This is a genomic window from Halorussus ruber, from assembly GCF_004765785.1.
In the GTDB taxonomy this organism is placed as follows: Archaea; Halobacteriota; Halobacteria; order Halobacteriales; family Haladaptataceae; genus Halorussus; species Halorussus ruber.
Genome location: NZ_SBIT01000016.1, coordinates 30241 through 42967, shown reverse-complemented (window position 1 = coordinate 42967; position 12727 = coordinate 30241). Strand labels below are relative to the sequence as shown.

Below are 12727 nucleotides of genomic sequence, written 5' to 3'. Positions count from 1 at the left end.
GACGTTCCTGCTCGGTCGCTCTGCTCCCTGCGCGGGGCTGCGACTTTCGAGCTCACACTCGCCACCGGGGGTGGATCGCGTGAAGTTGGCTGTCCTCGGCGCGGGCGCGGTCGGCCGGTCGGTCGCGGACCTCGCTGGCGAGTACGGCCACGAGGTCACCGCACTCGCGGACTCGACCAGCGCGGCGGTGGATTCGGACGGCATCGACGTGGCGAGCGCGCTCGCGGAGAAGGACGAGGAGGGTCGCGTGGGAGACGCGGCTCCCGAGGACGCGCTCGACGCCGAGTACGACGCGCTGGTCGAGGCGACGCCGACGACGCTCGGCGACGCCCAACCCGGATTCGGCCACGTCCGGACGGCGCTCGAACGCGACCGCCACGTCGTGCTGGCGAACAAGGGACCGGTCGCCGAGCGGTACGCCGACCTGCGCGAACTGGAGCGAGAGAGCGAGGCGTCGGTCCGGTTCGAGGCCACGGTCGGCGGCGCGATTCCGGTCCTCTCGACTATCGAGGACTACGGCCCCGAGACCATCTCGGCCGCGCGTGGGGTTCTGAACGGGACCGCGAACTTCGTCCTCTCGCGGATGGCCGCCGAGGGACTGGGCTACGAACACGTCCTCGCCGAGGCCCAAGACCTCGGCGTCGCGGAGGCCGACCCCTCCTTCGACGTGAACGGAACCGACGCGGCGCTCAAGTGCGTGATTCTGGCGAACGTGCTGAGCGAGGGCGACCGCGAGTACTCGCTGGACGACGCCGAGGTCGAGGGCATCGAACAGCTGCCGGGCAACGCGCTGGACCTCGCGGGCGAGGACGGCCGGACCATCCGACTCATCGGCGAGGCCGGACCGGAGGGCGTCCGGGTCGGGCCGCGCCTCGTGCCCGAAAACGGGACGCTGGCGGTCTCGGGCACGCGCAACATCGTCCAACTGGAGACCGACCACGCGGGGCGGCTCAACCTCAGCGGCCGGGGCGCGGGCGGACCGGAGACCGCGACCGCGGTCCTCGCGGACGTGAACCGACTCGGACTCTGAGCATCGACCGCTGGGCCGACGGGGCGTTCTCCCCCGAAATTGTGACCTGACAAGTCCTATTTCTATCGCAGACCGACGGGACCAGTCTGTTGCATGGGCGTCGTTCCGATTGATTTTTCGCGGCGCGGCCGGAATCATGCGATAGTCTAGCAATAACCGCGGGACGGCGGCGGGGCCGACAGCATAGCGTATCGAAATGGTTTTAACCGCTTCTGCCAAAAGATTCCGACAGAGCGCGTCTGCGCGTGAGATACAAATGAGCGAAGACAAACCGCACCAGAACTTGGCCATCATCGGCCACGTTGACCACGGAAAGAGTACGTTGGTCGGACGACTCCTCTACGAGACGGGGAGCGTACCCGAGCACGTCATCGAACAGCACAAGGAAGAAGCAGAAGAGAAGGGCAAGGGCGGCTTCGAGTTCGCCTACGTCATGGACAACCTCGCCGAGGAGCGAGAGCGTGGTGTCACCATCGACATCGCCCACCAGGAGTTCGACACCGACGATTACTACTTCACCATCGTCGACTGTCCGGGCCACCGCGACTTCGTGAAGAACATGATCACGGGCGCGTCCCAGGCCGACAACGCCGTCCTCGTCGTCGCCGCCGACGACGGTGTCGCGCCCCAGACCCAGGAACACGTCTTCCTGGCCCGCACCCTCGGCATCGACGAGCTCATCGTCGGTGTCAACAAGATGGACATCGTCGACTACGAGGAGTCCAAGTTCAACGAGGTCGTCGCCGAGGTTGAGGAGCTGCTCAAGCAGGTCCAGTTCGGCACCGAGGACGCCAGCTTCATCCCGATTTCGGCCTTCGAGGGCGACAACATCGCCGAGGAGTCCGACAACACCGACTGGTACGACGGCGAGATTCTCCTCGAGGCCCTCAACGGTCTCGAAGAGCCCGAGCCGCCGACGAACGCCGACCTCCGCCTCCCGATTCAGGACGTCTACACGATTTCCGGCATCGGTACCGTCCCCGTCGGACGTATCGAGACGGGTACCCTGAACACGGGCGACAACGTCAGCTTCCAGCCCAGCGACGTGGGTGGCGAAGTCAAGACCATCGAGATGCACCACGAAGAGGTGCCCAAGGCCGAACCCGGTGACAACGTCGGATTCAACGTCCGCGGCATCGGTAAGGACGACATCCGCCGCGGTGACGTCTGTGGTCCCGCCGACGACCCGCCGTCGGTCGCCGAGACCTTCCAGGCCCAGATCGTCGTGATGCAGCACCCGAGCGTCATCACGGACGGTTACACGCCGGTCTTCCACGCCCACACGGCGCAGGTCGCGTGTACCATCGAATCCATCGACAAGAAGATGGACCCCTCGTCGGGCGAGGTCGCCGAGGAGAACCCCGACTTCATCCAGTCCGGTGACGCTGCCGTCGTGACGGTCCGACCGCAGAAGCCCCTCAGCATCGAGCCGTCGTCCGAGATTCCGGAACTCGGCAGCTTCGCCATCCGTGACATGGGTCAGACCATCGCGGCTGGCAAGGTCCTCAGCGTCAACGAGCCATAACGCATGCAGCAAGCACGCGTCCGACTGGCGGGAACCAGTCCGGAAGACTTAGACGACATCTGCGACGATGTCCGCGAAATCGCCAACAAGACCGGCGTTTCGCTCTCCGGACCCATCCCGCTCCCGACCAAGACGCTGGAGGTTCCCACTCGCAAGTCCCCCGACGGTGAAGGGACCGCGACGTGGGAGCACTGGGAGATGCGCGTCCACAAGCGTCTCATCGACATCGACGCCGACGAACGCGCCCTCCGTCAGCTGATGCGGATTCAGGTTCCGAACGACGTCAGCATCGAAATCGTCCTCGAGGACTGAGGGACGGGGTTCCCCGTTCCTGTCAGTTCGAGGGAGTTCGCACCTCACCCGCCGATTCGACCGGCGGAAACTTCTCACTTTCTTCGCTTCGAACAGCCGCGCACGCGCGACGCGAACGCTCCCCGGTCTTTTTGACCGCGCCGGACGAATCGGCGTGCGTGCGACGGCCGAGGCACGCGGTTCGACGGTCTCCCGTACCGGCTACCGACTGGTCTCTCGCTCGCGGAGGAGAGCCGTGAGCTACCGGTACGACGACTCCGAGGCGGCCGAGCGCGAGTCGTCGGAATCCTCGGGCTGGTTGGTCGGCAGTCCGACGGTCCAGACGCTCGCGGTGTTTCTGGTCGTCTTCGCGGTCCAGCAGGCCGTGGGGTTCGTCTCCCAGCGCCTCGCGTTCGGCCTGTTCGTCCTCGCGCCGCCGATTTCCGTCCGACCGTGGACCCTGCTGGCCAGCGTCTACGCTCACGCCAGCGTCCCGCACCTCGTCTCGAACGCGGTGGTCCTCCTGCTGGTCGGCTTCGCCGTCGAGCGCGTCACGACCGCGTGGCGCTACCACGTCTTCTTCGCCGGAGTCGGCATGGCCGCGGGCCTCGCGCAGGTGGTCGTCTCGGGACTCGTCGGCGGCGCGACGGCGGTCCTCGGTGCCAGCGGCGCGGTGTTCGGGTTGGTGGGGTACCTCCTCGCGGGCAACCCCGTGACGGACACGGTTCTCCGGTGGCTCCCCCTCAGCGGCCGAGCGCGCATCGCGCTCCTGCTGGTGCTGGCCGTGGGCGTGACGATGCTCACGGCCGGTCCGGGCGTGGCGCTGGTCGCGCACTTCGCCGGGTTCGCGCTCGGGTTGCTGGCCGGTCGAGTGCGCCTGCTTCGCGCGTAATCGGCGAGGGAATTGTTTTGATTGCTTATAGAAGCAAGAATACTGTCTTGACAATTGCCCTATCGTGTCACCGGCCTGCACTCGTTTCTCGACGCTACCGTGCAACCGACCGCCACGCCCGCCCCGAAACATAAGGTTCTAATAAGTGGGCGCGCTACGAACTATTGCGTTCGCGGGCTCGTAGATCAGCGGTAGATCGCTTCCTTCGCAAGGAAGAGGCCCTGGGTTCAAATCCCAGCGAGTCCACTACCTTTTGCGCGAGCAACACGGCGAGTACCGCGTAGCGTGTACTCGCCACTTCTGCGAGCGCAACGTCGTGACGAGCCGATTTGAACCCCTACCAGTCGCACGCCCGGACCGGCGCGAAGCGCCGCATGCCCGGACCGTCTGGTTCCGGGTTCAAATCCCAGCGAGTCCACTCCTGTCTTGTTCACTTTGTTCAGTCCGACAGTCGTGGACTCGCTGACCCTCGCAAACGAACCGCGTTTGCTCAGTCCCAGCGAGGCCACTACAACCTTTTACTTCGGCCGCGCCCCGAGAGGAGCGGCCTTGTAAACCGTTGATGAAACCCCTGCGTCGCTCCCGTTGGTCGCTCCTCGGTCCGCTCACTCGGTTCGTTCGCGGGACAGTCGATGGCCTGACAGCACCGAGTAGCCGCGCTTCCCCTGTTCTGTAGAACGGTTATAATTCCGCAGCTACACGAATACAGACATCTATTTACGATGGTGCAGTAATGCCCGGATTATAGCCAATGCAGAGTACGCCACGACAGACTCCCTCGCTCGACGGGACGCTCCACGTTCTCCCGTTCGAGGGCGGTTCGCTCGCCGACCGCGTCGCGGCCGTCTTCGATGAGGCCCTCGATGCGGTCGACAAGCCCCAAGACGTGTTGGTCCTCAAGCGCCTCCCGAACGGCGTCGCCGAGTTCACGGCCGACCTCCGCGAGCGGGCCGACTGCTCGGTTCGCCCGAACGTCCAGTCGCTCCCCCGCCACGCCGCCACCGTCCTCCACGAGGCCGCTCCCGACAAGCGCCTCCTCTCCTACGAGGAGCGCATCGAATTCCTCGCCCGGGTCCTCGACGGCTACAACTGGTCGTCGTACTTCGAGACCGCCAGCGAACACGACTCGTTCGGCCGCGACGTGGGTCAGTTGCTCCTCGACGCCGCGTGGCAGGGCGGGTTCGACCTGCCCGACCAGGTGGGCGAGTACGACGACCTCCTCGCGGAACTCGCGGACGTGAACGACTCGTTTCACGAGAAACTGGACCAGCGAGGTCTCGTCGAGCAGGCCGACACGATTTCGCGGGCCGTCGAGGCCATCGACCGACCCGGCGTCCGCGAGCAGGTCGAACGCGAGTTCGACGCGGTGGTGGTCGCGGAGTTCGAGGAGTGCGTCGCAATCGACCGGGCGTATCTGGCGTCGCTGACGCGGAACGCGGACCTCTACTGCGTCGCCGAGAATCAGGCCAGCATCGAACGCGTGAAGAAGGAACCCGGCGGCGTCGAGCGCCTCGCCGACGGGCTTACCGTGGTGGACCACACGACCAGCGATGCCGCCCGAGACTCGGTTTCGGAGTCCGAACGCGAGACGGTCGGCCAGCAGTTCGGCGCGTTTCTGGCGACCGGCGACTGCGACGGCGAGGCGACCGCCCGCCTCGTCGAGGCGGCCACGCTGGACCAGCAGGTCGAGGAGGTCGCCAACGAAATCGAGTACCTCCGCGGGAAGCACGGCTGGGAGTACGACGACTTCGCGGTCCTGCTCCGGACCATCGGCGACCCCATGCCCCGCGTCCGCCGGATTCTCCGACGCTCGGGAGTGCCGACCGCCTCGGCCGGGGTCAACGGTCTCGAACAGGACTTGGCGGTCCGCGAACTCCACGCCCTCGCCCAGTACCACATCGACGACGAGAACCACGCCTTCGACCTCCTGACGGCCCGCGTTCCGGACGTGGACGACGACCTCATCGACGAGTGCGTAGACCCCCGCTCGGTGGCCGAGAGCCTCAAAAACTGGATAGTCACGACCGACCTCAAGCGACGAATCGCCGAGGAGACCGCCGACATCGACGCCCGCGAGCAGTTCCGGAACATCTCCCGGCTCGTCTCTATCGCCGAGTTCGTGGACGAACAGGACTTCCTCGAAAGCAACTGGTACCAGTTCGCTCAGATGCTCAAACGCGCCATCACCTACGACGCGCCCTACGCCCACACCGCCGAGGTCAACGTCGCGGAGGGCGGGGTCACCGTTGGCGACACGGCGCTGGTCAAGAACGACTCTCGAAAGGCCGTCTTCCTCCTCAACGTCGTAGACGCCGAGTATCCGGGCGAGGAGATGCTCTCGCCGCTCTTTCCGACGACGTGGATAACCCAGATGGAGGGGTATCCGGCGGTCACTCGCCCGACCGACGACGAGGTCACCGACACCTACGCGACGGTCGCGGACGTCTCCGGCGACGAGTTCGAGCGGTATCACGACGAACGCGCTCGACGCCAACTCGCCATCGGTGCCCGGGCCGCCGAAGAGTGTCTCTACTTCTGCACCTACGAGCAGTCGCAGGGCGCTGTCGGCCGACGACAACATCGCTCGCGCTACCTCCGCGCCGTCCAGAACCATCCCGCCCTGACGCTCGAAACGGTCGAAGGTGCTGGCGAAGACCGGGACATCCACACCCTCGGGAAGGCCTCGACCGAGATTTTGTCCCAACCGTGGCACGAACTCGAAGAAGTGCAGGCCGAGGCCAGCACCGGCGGCGAGGTCGAACTCGAATCCGCCGAGGAGACCCTCGCGGCGATTCAGCGAGTGCTGGACGACAGCGACGACGTGAACCCCCGGTTCGAGCGGGCGGTCCGGACCCAGTTCGACCTCGCCCGCGGGGCGGTTCGTCCCGACGAGGACCGTGGTGAAAATCGGGACGCGAACCGAGACGGAAGTCCCGCCGCGACGGGGGGTGGTGAGTGATGGCCGACGACGTCGTCACGGCGGCCCAAATCGCGTCCCACCTCGAGTGTCCGCGAAAGTACGAGTTCGAACACGAGCGCCCGGTGTCTCCGCCGAAGGAGAGTCTCGACCGCCGCGACGAACACCGTCGAGTGCTGTTGCGCGGGTCGATTATCGCGGGCCTGCGTCTCGACGATGCATCGCCGGACGAGCGCACCGCGGCGGCCTGCGACCGGTTCGAGGAGCTACGTCGCTCGTCTCCGTCGTCGTACCTCGTGGACGAACAGGCGCGGTACGACGGCGAGGTCGTCGCGGCCGCCATCGCGGCCTACTTCGACGCCGATGGACACGAACACGGCGAGCGGTTAGTCGCGGCCGACGAGACGGTCGGCTACGAGCGCGGCGGTGTCCGATACGAGACGACAATCGACGCCGTGGTCGAGCGCGACGGCGGCTATCTCGCGCTCGACTACCGGCCGAACCTGCACGGCGTGCTGAACGTCGGGTGGTACGACGACAACGTCCGGCGCTTCGAGGAGGGCGAGGGATTCTATCCCCGGCAAATCGGCAGTCTCGTCAGGGCGGCCATCGTCATCCGGGGGCTGATGAACGAACACGGACTGGGGCCGAACTATGACTTCGCCTACGTCTCGCTCCTCGAAGACAGTCGGCCCGCCTACGACGCTCCCGGCGAGATTTACGTCGACGTCGAACAGCGTCACTTCGGGGGTGCCTACGACGAGGAACGGGCCGACGTGAACGCGCTGGTCGCCGACCGGGCCGCGGCGCTTCTGAGCGGTGAGACCGACCCCAGAGAGTGGCAGTTCGACGAGATTATCGACTCGTCGTGTTCGTACTGCGCGTACCAGAACGCCTGCCCCGACTACCTCGAATCCGAACTCTCGTTCACCGACCGCCACCGCGCCGCCGACGAATCGCCCGGCCGACCGCAATCGCCCGAGTTCTCCTCGGAGGAGTCCCGATGACTGACGACAGCACCTTCGACCCGAAAGGAAACCAACCCGCCGTCATAAACGCCACCGGAAGCGCACACAAGGTAGAGGCCGTCGCCGGGTCCGGCAAGACCACGACGATGGTCGAGCGACTCCGAAAGGAGATTCGAGAGCGGGAGACGCCCCCGAGCAGGTTGCTGGTCCTCACGTTCGCCAACGAGGCCGCCCACGCGATTCAGGACAAACTCCGGGAGAACCTCGGCCCGGACGACGCCTTCGAGGTGGACGTTTACACCTACCACTCGTTCGCCTACCAGTTGCTTCGGGACTACGCCTACTACCTCGGCGTCTCGCCCGAGTTCGAGCTCGTCACCGAGGAGGACCGGCCGAACCTCATCGAGTCGGTCTACGACGAGGTCGATTTCTCGTTCGTCGCACCGGGCAGGCCGCTCCCCGGCGGCGTGGACGACCGCACCGCCGGAATCGCCGGGCTGAAGACGTTCGTCGAACGCATGCGCCGAGAGGCGGTCGCGCCCGACGACGTTCGGGCGTACCTCCCGGCGGACGACGACCTTCGGGACCTCCTTGGATTGGTTGAGGCTCTTCGAGAGATGGCCTCAGAGGTTGTCGGTGTGGATAAAAACGACCTCTGGAGTAAGAGTGACGAGATAGCCGAGCGGTGCGACCAGCTAGCCCGCGTCTACTACCGAAAGGCCGACCAGTTCGACGCTCCAGACCATATCCACTCGGTCGTTAGTGACCACCTCGAAGCGATGGGCGACACCGCCGAGAACGCGGCTGACCACTTTCGGGCAACCGATGATCTGGCCAAAGCTGAGGAGTTACTTCCCGAGGTCCTCTTCAATGACAATCAGATAAAATCGGTAAAACAAACCCCGATGGGTCGCCTTACTGAGTTCGTCCACATGCTCCGTCGCTCGCGGGCCTTCGTGGACGCTTACGAGGCCTACACCGAGGTCTTGGACGAACGAGGGGCCTTCGACTACGACGAACTCATCCACGAGGCCGTCTCGCTCCTCAGGGACGAGACGGTCCGAGACGACGTGCTTGGCCAGTGGGACGCCGTCTACTGCGATGAGTTTCAGGACACCGACGAGTCCCAACTCGAACTGGTCGAGGAGTTGCGCGACGACCTCGACATCGTTGTCGTCGGCGACAGCGACCAGGCCATCCACGAGTGGCGGGGCCAAGACCCCGAGAACATGTCGAACCTGCCCGACTCCTTCGAGGCAATCGACCTCGAACTCAACTTCCGGTCGCGCCAGCCGATTTTGGACCTGACGAACAATCTCGGCCGCGGGAAGCAGACCATCGAGTCGAACAGGGACCCGGCACCGCCGAACGTCTTCAAGGTCGATAGCGAGGAGGAACAGACCACCGAACAGGTCAGCACGGCGATTTCGAACCTGCTGACGGGCCGGTTCGACGACGTGACCGGCCGGGACCTCTCGGACATCGCGGTGCTGGTCCGCCGAAACAAACAGGCCCGTGAAGTTGCCGAGCAACTCGACGCCGACAGCATTCCTTACACGCTGTCGGACGACACGGCCAGCGACCTGAGTCAGGGCCTTCGGACCGTCCTGTCGTACCTCCGAATACTGGTCTCGCCGGGCGACGACGTGAGTTGGCAGCGCGTGCTGTTGCACCTCTACCGGGTTCCGGAGGCCGACGTGGACGGTCTCCTCCGGGCCGGTGAGACGATTCCCGAGGGGTACGACGCCCTCGCTGGCGCTGGTGACGCCGAGGACGAACTGGCGGACCCCGACGCGGTGGCCGAGGCGATGGCGGACTACGAGACCCTCCAAGAGGTCTCGGCGACCCACTCGATTTCGGAACTCTACCGCCACCTCAAGCGCGAGACCCGAATCGAGTGGTTCCTCCGCGACGTGGACCGCGACGCGCTCCACAACATCGAGCGGTTGATTTCGTCGTTCAACGACAGTCCAGTCCAGTCGCGTCTCACCGACGAGTTCGTCACCCATCTGGAGCGCCGGGCGCACCTGCTGGCCGGAAGTGACGACACCGCCACCAGCACCGGTCCCGAGTCCGAGGACGCCGTGGACGTGATGACGATTCATCAGGCCAAGGGGTTAGACTTCGACACGGTCTTGGTGCCCTTCCTCACCGAGGAGGACTTCGGCCACATCACGCTCTCGCGGTATCAGGAGAAACTCTACAACTACGACGTGCTGGTCGAGGACGTGGCGGGCGAACTCGACGACCCCCTCCGGGGCGACTGCCGGGAGTCGCAGGTCGCCGAAGAGTGGCGCGTCCTCCACGTCGCCATCACCCGCGCCAAGGAGAACCTCTTCCTGTTCGGCAACGACGTGTCCGACGACGACCCGACCGCGCGGATGATAGACGACCTGCTGGCGGGTGCCGACAGCGACGCGCCGATAGCGTGGTCGTCGGAGGGTCCCCGAATGCGCGTCTGGGAGGCCCTGACGGACAGCTACGACGAGATTGCCGAGGCCAACCCCGAGGCCGTCCGCGACTATACGGAAGTCGTCAACCGGGGCGTGGACGAGGACCCCGGCACGATTACCTACTACGGTCGGGAGCTATCGACCGAGGAGGCGCTCGAAGACACGCTGAAGTTCGCCGACGAGGTCGTCGCCGGGACGCTGGCGGACGACGACACCGACACCTCGCGGTTCGCCGACGCGCCGCTCGGGCAGGAACTCGACGTGGAACTGTCGCGCCAGCACAGTCACACCGCGCTCGAAGCGGTCCGGGACTGCGAGCGCAAGCACGTCCTCGACCACGTGGTTGGTGCCTTCCCCGACCCGCGGTCGGGGTCGGGACCGGATTCGTCCGGCCATCACCGGACCGACGTGGGGTCGCTGTTCCACGCCGTCGCGGAACTGGCCTACTGGCGCGACTACGACGAGGTCGGCGAGTGGAAGGAGGCGTGTCGCTGGCTGGCCCGGAGCGAGGACCTCGCCCACGCGCTCGACCCGGCGCTGGACTGCATCGACCGGTACTTCGAGACCCGCGCGTCCGAGTGGTCGGCGGTCGGTGTCGAGGTCCCCATCGAGATTGACGACGTGCCCGAGGTCGACGGCGCGGTCACCGGCTACATCGACTCGGTTCGGGACCACCCCGACGGCGGCCTCGCGGTCGTCGACTACAAGACCAGCTACGCCACGAAGAGCTTCGAGGAGAGCCACCAGTTACAGCTCTACGTCCGGGCCTGCGACCGGTTCGACGCCGAGGTCACCCACGCTGGCTACGTCTACGTCGGCGAGGCCGGGCCGGACACCCAGTTGTTCACCGCCGAGGAGTTGGCCGAGATGTGGGCGGACCTCCGCGAGGACCTCCGCGCCGCCGACGACTCCTCGTTCGACAACTACACGCCCGGTCCCCACTGCGAGTACTGCGAGCATCGCTCGCTCGGGTGTCCCGGTGACGAGTTCGCCTACGACGACGAGTTCCGGGCAGAGTGAGGCTCCTCGCTCGAAGTAGCGAATGGCATATCTAAATGTTTCTTTAGGAATCATATGAATACTTTAAATATCGGTGTAGGTTGCTCAACGTAGTGTTCTGGACTTTCCGGACCGTCGCTGTGGTACCGGCTCGGGGTGGATTCGAGAGACGCTCGTCTCCTGACCCCAGAAGAACAGTTAATAACTCCTGAGTTTTCAAAATCAACCGATTCCGGTTTAGTTCCCGAAACTAAACCGAAACGGGTTGATTCCGAGAGTACCGGTATAAAAGCAGTGTGCTGGTTCGGTGATGGAATGGGGTTGCACCGAATCGAGTTGGCTTCTCGCCGCCGTCTGACGCGCGGCATACACCGAAACACAGGGTTTACCATGCATGAACGTAAGGAAAAGCACGATGAGTCTCAGGTGTTCGCTCCTCGGCCACAGCTACGGGGAGGCAGAAATCGAACGGGAACGCGAGGAGCAGGGAAGCGAAGTCGTCGTCACCGTCCGCGAGTTCGAGGAGTGCGAGCGGTGCGGCGACCGGAAGGTCGTGACCGAGAACAAGGAAGTGACCGCCATCCAGTCGCCCGCTCCCGACCTCGAGTCCGCCGAGTCCGACGTGGCGGGCGACCAGTCCTCCGGCTCGGCCGCCAACTCACCCGCGAGTAACGCCTCCGGCGCGGGTGGGGCCTCCGACGCGAGCGGTGGCCGCGCGGCGGGCGGAGCCAACGCGAGCGGACCGAACGCCAGCGACGGACGAACCACGGGCGGCCCCGCCGCGGGGACCGGTCGCGCCTCCTCGTCCCCGTCGTCCCATCCCGACGTGCAGATGGGCGCGGACGCCGACGCGGCTGGCGACGACGCCGAAATCATCGACGACTCGCCGAGTTCGAGCGACTCGTCGGGGTCCGCCGAGCAGTCGGCCCGGAGCGAAGCCTCGGAGGCGAACACCTCCTCCGGTGGGTCTGGCGCATCTCGCTCCGGCGCGTCCAACACGTCCAGCGCGTCCGGCGGGAGCGACACCTCCTCGACGGCCGAGGGCGACTTCGAGCAAGGCCCGTCGGCCGCGGACGACGACGGCGTCATTCTGGACGACGACGGGGATTCGGGGTCCAGCGCCAGCGACGGCGACCGGACGCCCGGCGAGTGGCCCGACGCGGACACTACCCATCCCGCCGAGACCGACGACAGCCCCCGCGAGTGGCCCTCGGTCGGCCGCGAGGACGACGAGGGGTTCGACGCCGGACCGGCCAACTCCGAGAGCGCGGACGTGGACTTCGGCGGCGGCCTCACGCCAGAGTCCGCCCCGGAGGTGGACGACGACGAGTCCGAGGAGGTCGAGTTCGTCAACGCCGAGGGCGACGCCCTGCGGAGTCAGGACACCGGCGCGAGCGGGGCCGACTTCTCGTCGGGCATCTCGGCGGGCGCGGACGCCCCCTCGCTGTCGGGGCCTTCTAAAGACCCCGACGTGGACGCCGAGTTCGTCTGCCCCGAGTGCGACTACCGAGAGGCGGTCTCGGGGTCATCGCTCCGCGCTGGCGACATCTGCCCCGATTGCAGTCGTGGATACATCGCCCAAGAGTAGCGACGACGTTCGAGACCAGAACGTCGGATTCAAGAGGGAGAACGACGCGAAAAGGGTTTACACC

At 65.8% G+C, this 12727-nt stretch carries 8 protein-coding genes and 1 tRNA gene; all 9 read left to right on the top strand.

What is annotated here, in order from left to right; genetic code table 11:
• The first annotated feature begins 79 nt into the window (after positions 1-79).
• Positions 80-1030 (top strand): homoserine dehydrogenase, encoded by a 951-nt coding sequence (locus tag EPL01_RS18765; RefSeq protein ID WP_135826818.1) that lies wholly within the window; start codon positions 80-82, stop codon positions 1028-1030.
• Between the two features lie 256 nt (positions 1031-1286).
• Positions 1287-2555, top strand: a complete 1269-nt coding sequence (gene tuf / locus EPL01_RS18760) for a translation elongation factor EF-1 subunit alpha (RefSeq protein WP_135826817.1) — start codon at positions 1287-1289, stop codon at positions 2553-2555.
• 3 nt (positions 2556-2558) lie between these two features.
• On the top strand, positions 2559-2867 hold the full coding sequence (gene rpsJ, locus EPL01_RS18755; RefSeq protein ID WP_115864703.1) for a 30S ribosomal protein S10: 309 nt from the start codon (positions 2559-2561) through the stop codon (positions 2865-2867).
• A gap of 298 nt (positions 2868-3165) precedes the next feature.
• Complete coding sequence (locus tag EPL01_RS18750; RefSeq protein ID WP_135826918.1) at positions 3166-3738, top strand: rhomboid family intramembrane serine protease; 573 nt, start codon at positions 3166-3168, stop codon at positions 3736-3738.
• A 174-nt stretch (positions 3739-3912) separates the two neighbouring features.
• Positions 3913-3984 (top strand) — tRNA-Ala (locus EPL01_RS18745).
• Between the two features lie 505 nt (positions 3985-4489).
• On the top strand, positions 4490-6697 hold the full coding sequence (locus EPL01_RS18740) for a PD-(D/E)XK nuclease family protein (protein ID WP_135826816.1): 2208 nt from the start codon (positions 4490-4492) through the stop codon (positions 6695-6697).
• Entirely contained in the window at positions 6697-7662 is a 966-nt protein-coding gene (locus EPL01_RS18735; RefSeq protein WP_210424194.1) for a hypothetical protein, read from the top strand. Before EPL01_RS18740 ends, EPL01_RS18735 begins: the two co-directional genes overlap by 1 nt.
• Entirely contained in the window at positions 7659-11096 is a 3438-nt protein-coding gene (locus EPL01_RS18730) for an ATP-dependent helicase (protein WP_135826815.1), read from the top strand. Before EPL01_RS18735 ends, EPL01_RS18730 begins: the two co-directional genes overlap by 4 nt.
• Before the next feature lie 394 nt (positions 11097-11490).
• Entirely contained in the window at positions 11491-12663 is a 1173-nt protein-coding gene (locus EPL01_RS18725) for a DUF7093 family protein (protein ID WP_135826814.1), read from the top strand.
• The last annotated feature ends 64 nt before the right edge of the window (positions 12664-12727 follow it).